Origin of the sequence: Sphingorhabdus sp. SMR4y, assembly GCF_002218195.1 — a bacterium.
Classification (GTDB): Bacteria; Pseudomonadota; Alphaproteobacteria; order Sphingomonadales; family Sphingomonadaceae; genus Parasphingorhabdus.
This window is the reverse complement of record NZ_CP022336.1, coordinates 294,845-312,040: the sequence shown is the minus strand read 5'-3', so window position 1 is coordinate 312,040 and position 17,196 is coordinate 294,845. Positions and strand designations below refer to the sequence as shown.

The 17,196-nt window shown below is 54.8% G+C and carries 14 protein-coding genes; 5 read left to right on the top strand and 9 right to left on the bottom strand.

All coding sequences use genetic code 11. The features are described from left to right. Positions 1 to 9: 9 nt before the first annotated feature. Complete coding sequence (locus tag SPHFLASMR4Y_RS01435; protein WP_089131978.1) at positions 10 to 1,557, top strand: MBL fold metallo-hydrolase; 1,548 nt, start codon at positions 10 to 12, stop codon at positions 1,555 to 1,557. A 76-nt stretch (positions 1,558 to 1,633) separates the two neighbouring features. On the opposite strand, the gene SPHFLASMR4Y_RS01430 is transcribed toward SPHFLASMR4Y_RS01435, so the two are convergent. The 7 genes from SPHFLASMR4Y_RS01430 to SPHFLASMR4Y_RS01400 form a co-directional block, all read right to left on the bottom strand. Continuing rightward, complete coding sequence (locus SPHFLASMR4Y_RS01430; protein WP_145955429.1) at positions 1,634 to 3,259, bottom strand: tetratricopeptide repeat protein; 1,626 nt, start codon at positions 3,257 to 3,259, stop codon at positions 1,634 to 1,636. Positions 3,260 to 3,472: 213 nt separating this feature from the next. Then, entirely contained in the window at positions 3,473 to 3,982 is a 510-nt protein-coding gene (locus SPHFLASMR4Y_RS01425; RefSeq protein ID WP_186266012.1) for a PAS domain-containing protein, read from the bottom strand. Between the two features lie 241 nt (positions 3,983 to 4,223). Next, positions 4,224 to 5,915, bottom strand: coding sequence for a hypothetical protein (locus SPHFLASMR4Y_RS01420; RefSeq protein ID WP_089131975.1), 1,692 nt, complete (start codon positions 5,913 to 5,915; stop codon positions 4,224 to 4,226). Positions 5,916 to 6,351: 436 nt separating this feature from the next. Continuing rightward, positions 6,352 to 7,275, bottom strand: a complete 924-nt coding sequence (locus SPHFLASMR4Y_RS01415; RefSeq protein WP_089131974.1) for a PilZ domain-containing protein — start codon at positions 7,273 to 7,275, stop codon at positions 6,352 to 6,354. Then, complete coding sequence (locus tag SPHFLASMR4Y_RS01410) at positions 7,276 to 7,803, bottom strand: hypothetical protein (RefSeq protein WP_089131973.1); 528 nt, start codon at positions 7,801 to 7,803, stop codon at positions 7,276 to 7,278. It lies immediately after the preceding gene. A 187-nt stretch (positions 7,804 to 7,990) separates the two neighbouring features. Next, entirely contained in the window at positions 7,991 to 8,362 is a 372-nt protein-coding gene (locus tag SPHFLASMR4Y_RS01405; RefSeq protein ID WP_089131972.1) for a hypothetical protein, read from the bottom strand. 575 nt (positions 8,363 to 8,937) lie between these two features. Next, positions 8,938 to 10,335, bottom strand: coding sequence for a Mur ligase family protein (locus SPHFLASMR4Y_RS01400; RefSeq protein ID WP_089131971.1), 1,398 nt, complete (start codon positions 10,333 to 10,335; stop codon positions 8,938 to 8,940). A 34-nt stretch (positions 10,336 to 10,369) separates the two neighbouring features. On the opposite strand from SPHFLASMR4Y_RS01400, the gene SPHFLASMR4Y_RS01395 reads away from it, so the two are divergent. Then, positions 10,370 to 11,227 (top strand): LD-carboxypeptidase, encoded by an 858-nt coding sequence (locus SPHFLASMR4Y_RS01395; protein WP_089131970.1) that lies wholly within the window; start codon positions 10,370 to 10,372, stop codon positions 11,225 to 11,227. A gap of 48 nt (positions 11,228 to 11,275) precedes the next feature. On the opposite strand, the gene SPHFLASMR4Y_RS01390 is transcribed toward SPHFLASMR4Y_RS01395, so the two are convergent. Further along, entirely contained in the window at positions 11,276 to 13,120 is a 1,845-nt protein-coding gene (locus tag SPHFLASMR4Y_RS01390) for a polysaccharide biosynthesis protein (RefSeq protein ID WP_186266011.1), read from the bottom strand. 504 nt (positions 13,121 to 13,624) lie between these two features. Between SPHFLASMR4Y_RS01390 and SPHFLASMR4Y_RS01385 the strand changes: the two genes are divergently transcribed. Further along, positions 13,625 to 14,428 (top strand): class I mannose-6-phosphate isomerase, encoded by an 804-nt coding sequence (locus SPHFLASMR4Y_RS01385; RefSeq protein ID WP_089131968.1) that lies wholly within the window; start codon positions 13,625 to 13,627, stop codon positions 14,426 to 14,428. Between the two features lie 10 nt (positions 14,429 to 14,438). Then, complete coding sequence (locus tag SPHFLASMR4Y_RS01380; protein WP_089131967.1) at positions 14,439 to 15,506, top strand: mannose-1-phosphate guanylyltransferase/mannose-6-phosphate isomerase; 1,068 nt, start codon at positions 14,439 to 14,441, stop codon at positions 15,504 to 15,506. 34 nt (positions 15,507 to 15,540) lie between these two features. Here the strand turns inward: SPHFLASMR4Y_RS01380 and SPHFLASMR4Y_RS16830 are convergent, their stop codons facing one another. After that, the gene (locus SPHFLASMR4Y_RS16830) at positions 15,541 to 15,750 is read right to left on the bottom strand and encodes a hypothetical protein (protein WP_145955428.1); all 210 of its coding nucleotides are present in this window, start codon (positions 15,748 to 15,750) and stop codon (positions 15,541 to 15,543) included. A 227-nt stretch (positions 15,751 to 15,977) separates the two neighbouring features. Between SPHFLASMR4Y_RS16830 and wecB the strand changes: the two genes are divergently transcribed. Further along, positions 15,978 to 17,123, top strand: coding sequence for a non-hydrolyzing UDP-N-acetylglucosamine 2-epimerase (gene wecB / locus SPHFLASMR4Y_RS01370; protein WP_409928903.1), 1,146 nt, complete (start codon positions 15,978 to 15,980; stop codon positions 17,121 to 17,123). Positions 17,124 to 17,196 lie beyond the last annotated feature (73 nt).

Below are 17,196 nucleotides of genomic sequence, written 5' to 3'. Positions count from 1 at the left end.
GGATGTGGAATGAGTGGAGTAACGGTCAGATTTCACGGTGCAGCCGGGACAGTCACCGGATCCTGTTTCGAAGTAAAAGGTGCGGGCAAGACCCTGTTGGTCGATTGCGGCATGTTCCAGGGCACCCGCTCGCTCGAAGCGCTGAACCATGAACCGCTTCCCTTCGATCCGGCAGCAATCGATGCGGTGCTGCTCACCCATGCCCATCTCGATCATAGTGGCAGGCTCCCCTATCTCTATGCCAGCGGCTGCAAAGCAAAAACCTATTGCACGGAGCCCAGCGCCGCAATCATCAAGCCGTTGCTGCAGGACGCAGCCAAGTTGCAGGCCGCCGATGCAGACCGTCGCAATCGCCGGGCGGATCGCGCGGGGCTGCCCCCCTTCATCCCGCTCTATGACGGAAGCGACATTGCGAAGCTGCACAGCAAAGTGCGTTCCGTTTCCTTTTGCGAAGAGAAAAGTCTCGGCGACGGAGTGTCCTTTCGTTTCTGGGATGCACGGCATATTGTCGGATCAGCATCGATAGAAATCAACATTGCCGGGCAGCGCCTGCTTTTCTCCGGCGATATCGGGCCGGGTCGATCAATCAATTGCACCGCATCGGAAATCGGCGGCTATGATCATGTGATCTGTGAATCGACTTATGGTAATCGCGATCGTGATCTTGTCCTGGTCAGCGAACGCCGTGAAACTCTGGCGCGCCATGTCGAGGACGTGATGGCGGCCGGGGGCAATGTCTTGATCCCTGCTTTCGCAGTGGAGCGGACACAGGCGATACTTGAGGATTTCGATGCCCTGTTCGAATCCGGACGGCTCCCTCCCCTAAACGTCTTTCTTGATTCCCCGCTGGCCCAGAAAGTCACGACAACGGTGATGCGCTACCGCGATAGCGGAACCGGGATGCTGGACAGAAGCAATATTCGCTTCGTCAAGAATACGGCGGAATCAAAGAAACTTAACCGGATGACCGGAGTTGTCATCATCGCCGGATCGGGCATGTGCACCGGTGGACGTATCAGACATCATCTGATCCGCAATCTTCCGCGGAGACAATCCCGGCTGTTATTGCCCGGCTTTCAGGTGGCAGGAACCCTGGGCGCGGTGCTCCGGGATGGTGCCAAGCGGGTCCGCATTTCCGGCAATGATGTCATGGTAAAAGCGCGGGTTGCAAAGCTTGACGGCTATTCCAACCATGCCGATCGGGACGGTCTGGTGCAGTGGATCAGGGATCGCACACCGGTCAGGGGCTCGCTCTTTCTGGTTCACGGAGAACAGTCTGCGCTGACAGGTTTTGCGGACGCTCTGGCGGCTATTGCGGACCTGCCCGCAGCGATCGTTCCGAAACTGGGAGAGACATGGGAACTGCAGCCTGACTGGGCCGCTATGCTTCAGGCCGCTGGTCGTGTCGACGCGGGAGATTTGACCGCTTCGCGCGACTGGATTTCCAAGCTGGCCGCATTGCGAGAAGAAGTCGAAGAAAAGCTGTCCAGTCAGTCGACCAATCGGGATCGCGAGAAAACGCTCGCTGCACTCAAACGTGCGTTGGAGAGGGTCTGATCCGACAACGTCTCCTATTCGCTCACTTCACGAAACGGATGTATCAAATCCCGCCGACCAGTGCCGCTGCATGCTGCTAATAGAGCGCCGCGTCTCTGAAATCGGCCTCGACTTTGCGCAGAAGGTCCGGATCGGAAATCCATTTGCCGAGAACATCACGCGGGTTCGCGGTTTCCGGATAGCCGGAGCGTTCGGCCAGCTGTCGCCAGACTGCACGGGCATCGTCCTTTTCCCCGAGCTTTGCTGAAGACAATATATAGCTGATCTCCAGTCCCAGTGCAGCACCAGGAAGGGAATCGTGATATTTTGACGACAACTCCTGCGCAGCCTTGGCATCGCCGCGCCGCAACTTGCTCATCGCGACCGCCGCCGCGATCACCAATTCTGCATCGGGGTCCATTTCCAGAGCCTTCATCGCATAGGCGTCTCCTTCCGGCATATTACAAGCCGACATATACATGCCGAGATAGCCCATGATGCGAGAATTAAGAGGATTGAGCTCAATCGCGCGCTCACCCCACAACAATCCCCTACGACAATCGCCTTCAAAAAAGGCGCTCTCCGCCATGGCAAAGGTGGCAGAGGCGCTGTTGCTGTCGATTTCGGCCGCTCTTGTTGCAAATTCGTTGTGCGACCCTTCTATCGCATCGGCGAGGCCCAATTTCCCCGATATGTTTTCGGCCGTAGCCATCACGCTCATCAAATAGGAATCATTTGGGTATTTTTGTGCCGTTTGATTCAGACACTCCAATATGCGTGGCAAATGGGACTCATCGCGGTAGCGCATGAATTGACGAAACTGGAGCAGGCACGGGTAACCCGGCGTGTAATCGGCGCGGTATCGGGACAGATCATGCTGGGCGATCTTGCCATAGGGACCAGCGATCTCGATCACGGCCCGATCAAGGCTCTCGGCGCGTTGCGCGCTGTCGGTTGTCTCGATCCTGCTCGACCATATCACCTCCCTGGTGACGCTATCGACAAGCCGAAGCTGAACGCGTTCGGCCGAGTCATTCAGGTTCGAGGATTCAAGCAGATATTGCCGCGTGTTGCCAGGTTCGCCCGTTTCGTCAAAAACACGTATCTGATCAAATTTTTCCAGCGCGACAACCATGTGGCTGTGGATGATCTCCAAGGTGGCACGAGACGAAGAATTCGTCGGTCCCTCCGGCGGTTCCACGATGATCGCAGGATAGGCAATAGCGACCTCTGGTTCGCTGTCGCTCGATTGCAAATAATATATCCCCGCAGCGGCCAGCAGCAAAAACCCGATGAAGATTGCCAGAATATATCCGCGATCGTTGCCATTCTGCCTTGCGACAATGCCTTCCGAACCAATCGTCGGATTCAGCGCCCGAACAGCAGAATTCCGATCATCCTGTCCGGCGCCGCTTGCCACCCGTCCCGCCGGCTTATTCTTGGCTCCTGTCGGTCCACTCTCTCCGGTCGGGGCCTCGTTCGATCCGAGAATGATCTCATAGTGATGAAAGGGAATATAGAGCCGATTTGGGCATTTTTCACGCAAGTAGAAATGGTCGAGCATGCGACGCAGCCGCCCGATCTGGACGCGTGGATAACTGTCGATCTGCGTGTCGAAACTGTCATCGCGGCCGAGCGCATCAACGGCGACAGCGTAGGCCGTCAAGGGTTTGCTTACCTCCTTCAACTTGTGATCGACAAGAAAACGAAGCAGCTTGCTCATGGTCGGGGAGCGGACGAACTCAGGACTGCACAGCAGCCGATCGCGTTCCAAACAAAGTTGAAGCTTTTCCGCTTCGGTCAAAATAGGCAAATTTTCTCCTTCTGGCCGGGTCACCTGCCCCTGAAAATTATCGGGAACAAACGGTCTCCTTTGCGCATATAAGCCTGCAATTCATAAGATAGTTGCGAGTAATTCGCAATTGTTTGCCTGGATTCATTTGAACTTCCGCTCTTCAGGTGTGCTCAGATCGACAAAACAGCCAAAGATTCCGATCACGTCACCATCTCCGCCAATCTGGCATGTGCCCCTTGCCAACACCGGAAGTTCATTGTCGTTCTCGGTGAGTATACGCGCGCGAAATTCGAAATCCTGACCTTCTTCCAGAGCGCGAGAGACGGCTTCCTGAACCATTGGGCGATCATCGGGATGATAATAATGGATGGCATTTTCGAGCATTGGATAACCCAGCGAATGACGGCGCTCATGCATGTCGAAAATATAGTCTGACCATTTGACCTGATTGGTCCTCGCATCGAGATGCCAGGAACCGAAGCGTCCGACGTCTTCCGAGATTTCCAGCGTCAGCTGACACCGGTCGAGTTCGAGCCGGACGGCCTGCAGGTCCGCGCTGACATTGCGCAGACGCACGATCAGATAAGCAATCACTGCACAGACAAAAAGTGCCAGAAAATATGAAAAATACCCGAATGACATCTCCGGCATTACGCCCCCTCCTGTCGCAGGAATCCACTTCCCAAGATAAACGCCAACGATGAACATAGTGACGTGAACGGGTTAGTAACAAATCATACGAGTATAATCGATATCTTTTTGCGCGGAAGAGTTTAACAAATTTTAGTTATGACTCAATACAATTTATATTGATACTACTCGGAGCTGAAGCATCGGCTTTTATCCACGCCAGCATTACGCAAAAGCCAGATTTGCGCCAGACTCGTTGCCGCTAACTCTGCCGCAGCCCCGAGCGTTCAAAGATAGTCAGGATATCATCGATCAGGGTGGGACTATCAATCCATTGCTCCAGCACTGTCCTCGGCGAACTGTCTTCCGGCAGCCCAAAGTCTGCCACCAATGCTTTCCACACACGCCGCGCCTCGCTTCTGTCATTCAACATGGCCGAAGCCAGCATATAGGTCAGTTCAAGACCCGGATCCTTTCTTGGCGATGAAGCCATATATTCCGAGGTCAAATTACGGGCAGCCAGCGCATCGCCCCGTTTCAGCATTTGCAGGGCTACTGCTGCAGCGATGGCCAGATCCGCGTTCGGATCCAGACTCAACGCACGGGCGGCATATTCTTCCCCTTCGGGATAGTCGCAACCGATCATGTAGAGACCGAGATATCCGGTTATCCGCGAATTCAGGGGGTTCAGGGCAACGGCTTTTTTGCCCCAGGCGACACCTGTCTCGCAATCCCCGGCAAAAAAAGCCGATTGTGCCACTGCAAAATTCGCGGCCGCACTGTTCTGATTGAGGGCCTCGGCCTGTCTGGCGAGCAACATTCCCGCACCTGGTATAGCGTTGTCGGGACTGGAATTGTCCGCCATATTCCGGGCGAACGCAGCGACGCTCAAAATATGGGCGTTATTTGGAAAACGCTCCACCGATTTCCGTAGACATTGCTGCAGCGGCTGCCGTTTTGCCGGGTCCCGATAGCGGACAAACAGATCGAACTGGAGCAGGCATGGGTATCCGGCGGAGTAATCGTCTTCCAGTCTCGATATCTCGGTCTGGGCGATTATACCATAGGGACCAGCAAGGGCGATAATAGCTTTATCCAGTTCCATCCTGAACGATTCCTCATCGTCCGTGACCAATTCTCTCGACCATAATATTTCACCGCTTTGCTCGTCCAGCAGACGCAGTTCGAGTTTATCGGCCCCGGCTCCAAGAAAACGCAGCCGCAGAATATAGTCGGACATGCCGGTCTGGCCGGATGTGCCTTCGAATATTCGTATCCCGCTAAATCCGTTCAACCCGCGTACAAGCTGGTTGCCGACAGACACTGACAGCTCTGATGCCACCCCGCCGGATCCGCCATCCGGCAAATCCAGCGCAATCCTGGGATAAGCCACCTCATCCGCGGCCTGACTGTCCCGGGACAGGTAAATCGACACACCGATTGCGACGAGCAAAAGCAGCGATACCAGGCCCGCCACTACGCCTTTGTGCCAAGGACGATGCCCGTTTGATTGTTGCCGGGCTGACGGATCGGCTTGTGTATCGAGGCTCTGCAATTGCCCGCCATTCACTGACGACACATCCGCCCCCTGACCAATCAAACCATCCTTGTGATCGACAGGTGCTATATTGGGCTCAAGAATGATTTCATATTTGTTTGGCGCAATCGAAAGACGGTTTTCGCCGCCCTTGCGCAGATAGAAATTGTCCAGCATCCGTCGCAAACGTCCCATTTGAACGCGGGGATAACTGTCAGTTTGCGTGTCAAAATCCGCATCGCGCCCAAGTGCATCAGTGGCGATGGTATAGCTTTTGAGCGGGACGCTGTTTCCGGACAATTTATAGTCTACCAGAAACCGCAATAATTTACACATGCTGGGGGAACGGGCAAACTCCGGATCGCTCAATAACCGGTCGCGTTCCAGACATAGCTGTAATGCCGATGCGTCATCCATAATTCGATCAATGTCCCTCCCTGAACCATTTTAAGGACGACGACATTCCATGGATGCACAATTGCCCCATAAATTGTGTAACATTTTGTAACATAGTCGAGGATGGAGGACTATTCAATTCATCAAATGGGTAAAGGCTCTGGAATTGAGCACAGACACTGCCATTTGGAGCGACGGCATGAACCAAGCTGTTGCTTATTGAAGCGCAGAAGCGCGCGGTTCATTCCGCTCTGAAAGGTCAGAAATCCAGCACCTGAGCCCAAGCGACTACAATAGGGACGGCGCTTTCGGGCCGCTCTGCCGCTCAGAAATCAGCCCTCGCGGACGGACCTGATCGCTTATTATCATCCGGGCGAATAGAAGGCGGCAAAGGCCGTGCGATGACGGATATAATCTACGGGAAGGAAGTCCGTGTCGCCCGCAAGATCGGATTTTCCTAGGATTTGGCAGCCGCCCGCTCTTCGTCAAATGCCCGCAGTACAATGGTTCCGATCGACAGTTCTTCACCATCGGCATTCCGGATGCTCACCCGATAGAAAAATTTCGATGTGGCTTTGAACTGGGTCAGCGCTTCCGTCGCCGAATGCAAAGTGTCGATCAGGATTTCCTTGCCGAGATCGTCATGGCCGATGATCTGAAACGGCAGGCGGTCCGCTGCAGACTCGTCCGACCCGCCGGCATGGGAACCTTCATTGAGATCAGAAAGTTCTCCGGTATCGAGGCGGGACGCCTGGTAGAAGGTCGACAACCAGACCATCAGGTCATCAAGAGGCAGCCGCCGGGAGAATACAATCCCGACACGCGCGCCTGATTGCCAGCGCACCGTACCAATTATGTCCAGCAAATCGGGAACCGAAAGACGAACATCCTTGCCGATTTCAAAAACATGCTCTGTTCTGATACAGATGCCGGCAGGGGAAATATCACAGATATCGCCATGGATCAGGCGCGTTCCCTGAAAGACGTCGATCGGATGCTTCATTTCAATGCGCGGCAACCGCGGAACCCGGCCCCGTTTTGTCTCGGCTGGCTTGGTCAGTACATTGGCAACATCGATCGGTGAAAAGAACTCGACACCGGCCAGCGCCTCTTTGCGCCACCGTACGGTGCCGCTCAGTTCCTGTTCTTCAGTCAACAAGGCGGAAACCGTATCACCCAGTTCAAAATTGGGATGGACTTCGACCATCATCCCCGTGGCCGATAGATTTTTGATAAAGCCCCAACCTTCGCCTGCCTCAGCCTTTATCTTGGCAAGCCGCAACATAGCGATATGCCGGTTCTGCTTCCTGCGATCCTCGTCTACGACGATATTGTCCGTTGGAGGTGTGGACGAGGTACCTGATTCGATCATATTTGTCATTTACTTGACCTTCATTCGGTAACGTAGGGAAAACCGTTCACTGCTGCCAGCCGTCGGCAGAAGAGAGCCACTTGGCCGAAATTTGACGTGCGTCACATTGGCATCAAACCCATCGCTGTCGGCGGTTGGGATATAGTCGAATGTTTGGCCACCATCGTTCGAAAATTCGATGGAATCATCCTCGCTGGAGAGCCCGTTGAACATGAATTTCAGGCCACTGTTATTGTCCTTGAACATGGCAGGTCCGGTGCCACTGCGATCAAGATCACCCACAAACAGGGCAAGATGCTCGGGCACTTTGTCAGTGACAGCAAAGGATGCGGCTGGAGCTCCATTCTCGCCCGGCCCACTGACCGTTACGAAGAAATCCATGACGGCCCCCGGAATGGCAGCGAGTGTGCCGCCCCCCACGGCAGGGCTGCCCACGATATTACTCGAAAGTGCGATAGCGATATTCTCGCCAGGGTCGGCTTCTGCAAATGCCGGCAACGGTGCTGCAACCAGGCCCAGTGCAATTGCACAGATCATCGCACCAGTCTTAACGGCAGCGCGAATGGCCCGGCGGCCGCCTCGAGCTGCAATAGACTGATATTTCGCACTGGATCTCTGCATTATCTGTTCCCGTTATTGTTTAAATACTGCAAATCGATCTGGAAATTAAGGATGCCGCTTCCAACATTTTTGATCGACCTGACCATTCCCTTCTGTTCACAGCTCATTGCAATTCGATCAGGTGGAGTACGCACGATTCCCCCCGGCCTCTGTCGGTGTCGGCACCCAGCAAGTTATCGCAGTCACGATATGTGGTGTTGCGCGATACGATGATCTCGGAATTCTGTGCATCAGCACTGCTCTGATCTTGTGTCGTCAGGGCGAACGGCCTGACAATCTGCGCACTGGCGATCGCCGTGGCCCGATTGCTTCTTGCTCCCGCCGTTGAATCGGTAGCAAATGCTTCTGAATCCAGTGCGGATAATATGATGATCGTCATGGTGACAAGAATGAGGAGTGGTGCGAAGCCGGGATAGCGGAAAAATCCGGAATAACCGGTCTTTACTTTCCAAAATATCGAACCGCCTAAGACCATCACACATCCCAAATACTAGTTTGCAAGAGGGAAACCGGCAGGCGTTTGTTCGTTGGTGGAGCGGATAGAAGATCTACCCGCTCCACCAGGAACAATCGGTACGATATTGACCAGAATATCGGACCAATGCCGGGGCAACTGTGGCGCTTAATTGGGTTACCACAGGCAAAAGCCGTATTGCCCCACTTGCCTATCCTTTCTGACCGAGCATCGCGGTCAAAGGCAGTAAGACACGGCTAAAGTTACACTATGTTACGGTTGCAAGAGATTAACCCGTTGTAAAAACGCGGTTTTTATAAGATGCTTAAGATGTCCGGGTGGAAACATTAACTCTTTCTACACAAGAGTTAACAAAACCCTTGCCAAAATCCGGGACGTAACATGGGTAACGCGGGGCTGAAAAAACAGATTTCACGGGATTGCGACCCTGTGACTCGCGATGTGGCTCAACATACAACATCAATGACCGCGAGCAAAGGCTATTAGCAACTGAGGTAAAATTCCGGCTGCGCTTCAGACCGCTATGGAACGACATGTCGGAGGGATCGATAATAAGCCGGCAGGTGCGCCGCAATTCAGTCCCGGGCGATCTGCTTCAGGATCGACACGGCAAAACCGTGCAGCGTATCATCGCGGGCGCCCATGATAACGATCCGGTCCCCCGATTCGGCCAGCTCCGCTATTCGGTCACCACAATCCGGCCGGGCCGCGAGATATTCCGCCCTGCCCCCGGCCGCGTTGATCGAGTCAACAATCGATTCGCTGCCCCGCGAACGGTCGACCGTACCGCCGAAATAGACCGGATCACACAGAATGACACGGTCGTCACCGTCCAGATACTGGCTGAATACCCCCGCCAGCTCTTCGCCCATCTTCTGTATCGGTCCATAACCATGCGGCTGGAAGAAGGCTATGACCCGACCGGGGAAAGCCTTCAGGGTCTTGAGGGTCGCTGCGATCTTGTCGGGATTGTGACCGAAATCGTCAATCACGCTTATATCGTCTGTGCTTCCAACGATATCGAAGCGCCGGGCCAGGCCCCGAAACGTCCCGATAGCGGATATGGCGGCCTCGATCGACACGCCAACTGCGCAGCTTGCCGCGATCGCTGCCAGAGCATTGGCTATATTATGCCGGCCGGGCACCTGCAGCGACACCGGATGGTCGGCTCCGCTCCGGCGCAACACAAAGTTGCTGCTGAGCGGCTTTTCTTCAACCTGAACCGCTTGATAGTCCGCACCTTCAAGGAATCCGAAGCTGCTGCCATGCGTCAACTCGCGGATATTTATCAGCGTCCGCGATTCTGCATCATCATGATTCCAGATGGCATGTTGCGATTTCGCGACAAAATCTCCGAACAATTGCCTCAGCTCTTCCAGACTTTTGTGATCCAGACTGACATTGTTGAGCACCGCGATTTCGGGATCAAATAATGCGATGGACCCGTCACTTTCGTCTACTTCACTGACCATCAGGGCGCTCCCCCCAACACGGGAACTGGCAAATGGTGCATCGGCATCGGCGAAATTCTTCATGACCGCACCGTTCATTATGGTCGGATCGCGGCCGGCCTCGGTCAGTATCCAGCCGATCATCCCGGTAACTGTTGATTTACCGCTGGTACCGCCGACCGCGATGCTGCGCGACATGGCGTTGAAATGTTCGGCCAGCAGTTCCGCGCGGGTCATCCGCCTGCACCCCAGGGCAGTGGCGCGCGCCACGTCGGGCACTGTCTCTTCGATGGCGGCGGACGCAACCAGAATCTGGCAGCCATCGCCGAGCCCGCTACCATCTTGCTGGAATAATCTGATCCCCCTGTCCTGCAGCCACTGGAATTTATCCGCCAACCGGCCTTGGTCGAGGGCCCGGTCCGATCCAGCGACCTGTGCACCGGCTGCTTTGACGATCATGGCCAGCGGCAACATGCCGGAGCCGCCGATACCGCAAAAATAATAGGATTTGTCTTCGCTCATTTTTTCGCGCTATTGCTTCTCAATCTGTTTGGCAATGGCGCAAGGAACAAAATCGATCTCCCGTCCAGTCCGCATCGGCATTTGTGCGCCGTCGACCCCCTTTAACCGGGACGCTGCCGATCGCGTGCGTGCGCGCGCAGCACAAACCCATCCCCAGGCCGAGTTGCTGTTCCACGAACAATGCTTTTTTGAAGAGGGTCATTTTGCCGGTAGCGACAACCAGCGCATCGACAGTTTCGTGGCACTGGCCAATGATCCAGACATTGACGCCATCTGGTTCGCCCGCGGCGGTTATGGCGCTGCCCGCATGGCCGATGCTGCAGTCCGCCGGCTGAATGACCCAGCCCGAAACAAGCTCTATCTCGGATATAGCGATGCCGGCAATCTGCTTGGCGCGCTTTATCGCGCCGGCATCGGCGAGGTCGCACATGGCCCGATGCCTTCGGACATCGGCCGGACCGGTGGAGAACTTGCCGTGGACAGGGCTCTTGACTGGATCATGCACAGGAACACGGATGCTCTCGAACCCGGACTGGTTGGCGGGCAGAAACATGCCGCATTCAATTTAATGACTCTTGCCATGATGACCGGAAGCAGGCTGATACCGGATCTGCGCAACCACGTTCTAATTATCGAGGAAATATCCGAATATCTCTACGCCTTTGATCGCGCCATGTTTCACCTGTGCAGCAATCTTGCAAATCAGGGGCTCGCTGGCCTGAGATTGGGAGGGGTCGACGACATTCCCGACAATGACCGCCCATTTGGCGAAAATCCCGAAGCTATTGTCAGGCGATGGACCGCAGACAATGCCATCCCCTATCTGGGCCGGGCGGAAATCGGCCATAATGTCCAGAACCGGGTGGTGCCGTTCGGCGTGCTGAAAACCTGATTCGACAGCTGGAAGAACCATCCCGCTATGCAATCGGGCGGTCTGCGATCAGGAAGCCTGTTCCAGATTATCGTCATTGTCCCGGCCGTGATCGAACTCCGGCACCAGCGACTTCAGGGTTTTGACGGCTAGGTCGGGATCACGACAATCAAGCAGGTCGTTGATCAGCGCGTCCAGTATATCCTGAGGAAGGAACGTTTCATGGGCCTTCATTATCCGGGGATGGAGGGTTTTCTGCGGGTCGTTGCCGATGATCAGCTCTTCATAGAGCTTCTCGCCCGGGCGCAGGCCGACCTCGACAATTTCAATATCCCCGTCCGGATTGGTTTCGTTGCGGACCGTCAGACCGGAGAGCCGCACCAATGTTTCGGCAAGGTCCTGGATTTTTACCAGCTTGCCCATGTCGAGCACAAAGACTTCACCACCCTTGGCCATACCGGCTGCCTGGATGACCAGTTGAGCGGCCTCGGGAATGGTCATGAAATAGCGGGTGACTTTTCGATCGGTCAGGGTGATCGGCCCCCCCTGCTCTATCTGCTTGCGGAAAAGCGGCACCACGGAACCGCTGGAGCCCAGAACATTGCCGAAACGAACCATGGAAAATCTGGTCTCGTCAGCGCCATTTGCGAAATTCTGGACAATCTGTTCGGCAGCGCGCTTGGTTGCGCCCATGACATTGGTCGGCCGGACCGCCTTGTCGGTACTGATCAGGATGAAATCCTTGACCTTTGCAGCCTTGGCAGCAGCGGCCAACGCCCGGGTACCCAATATATTATTCCGAATGCCCTCTACCGGATTGGCCTCGACCAAAGGCACATGCTTATAGGCCGCGGCGTGGAAAACCGTGTCGGGATTCCAGATGCCAAATATCTCTTCGAGCCTTTTCGCGTCGACAACCGAACCGAGTACCGGAATGAGTTCCAGATTGGCCGCTTCCTGGTTGGCAATTAGCTTCTTCAGTTCTTTTTCGATCTCATACAGCGCATATTCGGAGATATCGAGCATCACCAGACGATGGGCGCCCGAGTTTGCGATTTGCCGGCACAGCTCTCCGCCAATCGATCCGCCGGCTCCCGTTACCAGTACCGTCTTGCCGACGATAGTCCGGCCGAAAAGCAGTTCGTTCGGCTGAACCGGCTCCCGTCCCAGCAAATCTTCGATTTCCAGTTCGCGAATATCGCTGAACGCGATTTTGCCGGCAATTATTTCCTGCATATTCGGCAATGTCTGGACGTGCACCGTAAATTCGCGAACCTGATCGACAATCGCGCGGCGCTTTCTCCGGTTGATTTTCGGCAAAGCCAACAGGATATCGGTGATATCATATTTTCTGATCAGATCGGGAAGATGACCGCTCCAGAAGACCTTGTCGCCGTCCAGCCTCTGTCCGTTCAACCGATGATCATCATCAATATAGCCGCGAAGCCGCATGGCCGGCTCGGACCGCATCGAGGCCGCCAATTGCTGGCCGGCACTGCCCGCGCCATAGATCAGAACGTTCCTTACATCGCCGGCGAAGCGGTTCCGCCCCAGAATATCAACCATCAGATACCGTCCGACGACTCTGGAAAAGCCGACGAGAATGAAAAACACAACCGGCTGGATCAGTCCGATGGTCCGCGGTACACCGTCCATTCCGGCGATAGCAAAGGCAATGGCGGTCACCACCGAATAAAATGCGAATGCACGCACCAAGGTTCGCATCATTCCGGTACCAGCGTAGCGGAAAATGGCATTATATACGCCGCTCAGGATGAATATGGGGACCATCAGCAACAGGCAAGCCAGTACGGTTTTCTGGATGGCAATATCCCACAAGACCCAGACACCGATGCGCAGTGAATAGGCGATCCAGATCGACTGGACACAGAGCATCACGTCCAGCAGGAGCACGATTGCTCTTTTTTTCCAGCGCGATAGCTGAGCTGTTTTTTCTAACAACGATGTGATGGCGGCTGTAACATTTTCAATCATCTGGATCTCAAAGCTGGCTTTTGATTCTCAAAGCTGCGACGCCGAGCCAAATATTTACCGGACCGAATCAATTTAGCCAACCACTTAAAACAAAATAATTTTTCCTGCGTTCAGGTGCCAGCAAGGCTTACCCGGAAGGATATTGCCTGCTATCTCTGATGCGCCTGCAGGACGGACGGAGAATCAAATAGCGGCGGGATCGTGTCGATGGAAACTTGACCTGTTTGCCCCGAGCGGCCACAAACTCGGGAAATCTGCAAGTCATCTATTACAGCATCCGGAGGGTTTAAAGGCGACTTGCCGCTGTCGTAAACAAAATGGAACCAGCCACCTTGCGCAACATTTACAATCGATCGGAATTTGCGCAGACATATCTGGTCAACGCGTGTGCCGGGAGAAACCAGTGAGCCCTGAATTCAGAATATGAAGCTGAAAAGAAAATTCGTCGAGAAGCCATGGGGTCAGGAAATTCTGCCAGCCTTGTTCAATGGCGGCAACGGCAAGAAGATTGGCGAAATCTGGTTTGAAGCACCGAAGGGCATCACCCCGCAGTTGATGGTGAAATATCTTTTTACCAGCGAGAAGCTCTCCATTCAGGTCCACCCCAATGACCGACACGCGCGCAGGGTCGGCTTTCCCCACGGCAAGGATGAATCCTGGTATATTCTGGATGCGGAGCCGGATGCCGTTCTGGGACTGGGCCTGAAAAAAACGGTCAGCGCAACCAAGCTGAAGACCGCGGCGATATTGGGCGAGATCGAACAGCTTTTGGACTGGAAGCCGGCCAAGAAGGGCGACTATTTCCACGTGCCCGCCGGAACCATCCACGCCATTGGCCCCGGCATTTCACTCGTCGAAGTCCAGCGAAACGTGGATATCACTTATCGCATGTACGATTATGGTCGGCCGCGCGAACTTCATCTGGACGAAGCGATCGGGGCGGCCAAGCTGACACCTTATGACATGAAATATGCGAGCGAGATTGCGCCTGACGAGACCAGCAGCCTTTCCAGCAACTCCCCCATCGGGCTGTTCCAGATCATCGGAACAGACGACGACATTGTTCCGAAGGCAGCCGGCAAGGAATGGCAGCTCCTCCCTCTTGAGGGGTCTGTCACCGTTCGCGGCAAAGTGATCAACGCCGGCGAATGCGGTATCTGCGCTCATTATTCCGATATCGATCTGGCCAATAACGGAAAAACCCTCATCGCTTGCCTGACGGGATGAGCCATTGACCATGCAGCAAAATCCGCTGATCACGCCAGTAATTCTGTCCGGTGGATCCGGAACGCGGCTATGGCCGCTTTCGACTCCGGAAAAGCCCAAGCAATTTCTGAACCTGTTCGGCCCGCTGAGCATGTTCCAACTGACACTGCAACGCTGCGCTGACGAGAGTCTCTACCGCAGCCCCGTCATCGTGGGGTCTGCCAACCATGTGGCAATCATGCAGGAGCAGATGCAGGAGGTCGGCGTGATGTCCGACAATATCATTCTGGAGCCCTGCCCCCGCAATACCGCTCCCGCGATCGCCCTGGCCGCCCTTGCCGCAGAAAACCCTACAGATCTGCTACTGGTTATGCCGAGCGACCATATGATCAAAAATCTGGCCGCTTTCCGCAAATCGGTAATGGCGTCGATACCGGTTGCACAATCCCGATGGCTGGTGACATTCGGCATCGAAGCCACCGGACCGGCAACAGGATATGGATATATCCAGCAGGGCGACAGAATTGTCGGCAGTTCGGGAAGCTGGTCTGCCAAGAGGTTTGTAGAGAAACCGAACCGGGAACATGCCGAACAAATGCTGGCAGAAGGCGGCTATCACTGGAATGCCGGGATATTCCTGTTTCGGGCTGACAGCTATCTGGAGGCCATGGAACGACATTCTCCCGAAATGCTTGCCGCATGCCAGGCTGCCATGAACAAGCAGCGTATCGACACTGATATCTGCTATCCCGATCCGGATGCCTTTGCTTCGGCGCCATCCGATTCCATCGATTATGCCATTATGGAACGGTCAGACAAAGTCGCGGTGACTCCCGTCAATCCCGGCTGGTCCGATGTCGGAAGCTGGGATGCTCTTTTCGAACTCTCAAAAAAGGACGAACATTCCAACGCGATCGTCGGCAAAGCCGTGACCAGCGAATCCGGCAACAATCTCATCCATAGCGAAGGCATGGCAGTGGCGGTGCACGGCGTGCACGACCTGATCATTGTCACACACGGCAATAAAATCATGATTTTGCCGCGTGGCAAGTCGCAAAACGTCAAGGACATCGCACAATTGCTTGAAGATGAAGACTAGCGGGGCAGAACAACACCGCCCTTCCCGCAAGGTGCTATTCCTTTTCCTTACCCGCTTTACCGGTCAGCCATTCCGGCCAGAAACGGGCTATCAGCAGGAATAATGTCGGTAGCAGCAAAGTGTTCCAGATATCGCTAGTGGCTTCTTCACCGAAGGAAATCTTGCGATCCTGCGGGGCTTCCATCTGGCTATAGTCATAAAATTCATTGGCAAAGGCCGCGATGGCCACAAGCAGCCATGGCACGAGGCTGCCCAAGGACCGACGACAGACGAGTGCAGCACATAGCTGAATCCCGACACCCGCATAAATATGCAGCGAATCGCGCGGTAGCCCGGTTGACAGTTCCAGCCAGTTTTTGATTTCAAACCAATCCATCGTGACGCGATTGGGCTAGCCGGACATTGGGGTCAACGCTTTTCGCATAGGACATCATTATGAAAATTTTAGCCAAAAGCGATTAGGCAGCCGGAATGACAAAAAAGACCATGACCAAAGCGAAAATACTGACCGTTTTCGGCACCAGGCCCGAGGCGATAAAATTGTTTCCGGTGGTTCAGGCGCTGGCCGAACGAAACAGTCTGGATGCGCTGACCTGCGTCACCGCCCAGCACAGGGAAATGCTCGATCAGGTCATGGATATTGCCGATATCCGCCCGGATTTCGATCTCGATCTGATGAAGGCCAATCAGAGTCTCGATGATCTTACCGGCAGACTGTTATCGGGCATCGGCAAGATACTCGACGAAACAAAGCCGCAACGCATCGTGGTCCAGGGCGATACGGCCACCGCAATGTGCGGCGCGCTGGCCGCTTATTATCGCCAGATTCCGGTCAGTCATGTCGAAGCGGGCCTGCGCAGCTACAATATCTATCATCCCTGGCCGGAAGAGGTGAACCGCAAGATCATCGGCACGATTGCCGATCAGCATTTTGCGCCGACGCAGACATCTGCCGACGCTCTGGCAAAAGAGAATATTCCGGTGGATCAGATATATATCACCGGCAATACTGTGATCGATGCCCTTCTGGATACCGTCGATAAATACAATGATCCAAGCAGTTTGGATCGTAATCTTGCCGGATTGTATGAAAAATTTTCCGATCGGAAAATCATCGGCGTCACCAGCCACCGGAGGGAAAATCTGGGCGACGGACTGACCAATATTGCCAGCGCACTCCGGACTATCGCGAAGCGGGATGATGTCGCCCTGATATTTCCGGTTCATCTCAACCCCAAAGTCCGCGCGATCATGCAGGACGCGTTGGGCGGCCTAGACAATGTCGCGATGATCGAACCGCTCGACTATCCCAATTTCGTCAGCCTGCTCAATCATTGCCACTTCATGATGACCGACAGCGGCGGTGTGCAGGAAGAAGCACCCGCGCTTGGCAAACCGGTGCTGGTCATGCGCGACACCACTGAGCGGCCGGAAGGCGTCGAGGCGGGAACCGCCAAGCTGGTCGGAACCGATGAAGCGGTGCTGGTGGCGGAAGCCTGCAGGCTTCTCGATGACGAGGCCCATTATCTGGCCATGGCACGCGCCCATAATCCGTTTGGCGACGGCACGGCCAGCAGCCAGATTGCCGACATCATCGAGAATAGCCTCTCCGCCTGAATATTTCCGCTCAAGTCACGATATTACCGAAATATTTACAATGACGGGCTAGGCAATTTGCAGGAAAACGCGC

Excerpts from the sequence above, each read along its gene's own strand:
- SPHFLASMR4Y_RS01400 (WP_089131971.1), bottom strand. The coding sequence starts at position 10,335 with ATGAGCGAAGACAAATCCTATTATTTTTGCGGTATCGGCGGCTCCGGC.
- SPHFLASMR4Y_RS01380 (WP_089131967.1), top strand. The coding sequence starts at position 14,439 with ATGCAGCAAAATCCGCTGATCACGCCAGTAATTCTGTCCGGTGGATCC.
- SPHFLASMR4Y_RS01435 (WP_089131978.1), top strand. The coding sequence starts at position 10 with ATGAGTGGAGTAACGGTCAGATTTCACGGTGCAGCCGGGACAGTCACC.
- SPHFLASMR4Y_RS01395 (WP_089131970.1), top strand. The coding sequence starts at position 10,370 with ATGGCGCAAGGAACAAAATCGATCTCCCGTCCAGTCCGCATCGGCATT.
- SPHFLASMR4Y_RS01385 (WP_089131968.1), top strand. The coding sequence starts at position 13,625 with ATGAAGCTGAAAAGAAAATTCGTCGAGAAGCCATGGGGTCAGGAAATT.
- SPHFLASMR4Y_RS01415 (WP_089131974.1), bottom strand. The coding sequence starts at position 7,275 with ATGACAAATATGATCGAATCAGGTACCTCGTCCACACCTCCAACGGAC.
- SPHFLASMR4Y_RS01405 (WP_089131972.1), bottom strand. The coding sequence starts at position 8,362 with ATGGTCTTAGGCGGTTCGATATTTTGGAAAGTAAAGACCGGTTATTCC.
- SPHFLASMR4Y_RS01430 (WP_145955429.1), bottom strand. The coding sequence starts at position 3,259 with ATGAGCAAGCTGCTTCGTTTTCTTGTCGATCACAAGTTGAAGGAGGTA.
- SPHFLASMR4Y_RS01410 (WP_089131973.1), bottom strand. The coding sequence starts at position 7,803 with ATGATCTGTGCAATTGCACTGGGCCTGGTTGCAGCACCGTTGCCGGCA.
- SPHFLASMR4Y_RS01425 (WP_186266012.1), bottom strand. The coding sequence starts at position 3,982 with ATGCCGGAGATGTCATTCGGGTATTTTTCATATTTTCTGGCACTTTTT.
- SPHFLASMR4Y_RS01420 (WP_089131975.1), bottom strand. The coding sequence starts at position 5,915 with ATGGATGACGCATCGGCATTACAGCTATGTCTGGAACGCGACCGGTTA.
- wecB (WP_409928903.1), top strand. The coding sequence starts at position 15,978 with ATGACAAAAAAGACCATGACCAAAGCGAAAATACTGACCGTTTTCGGC.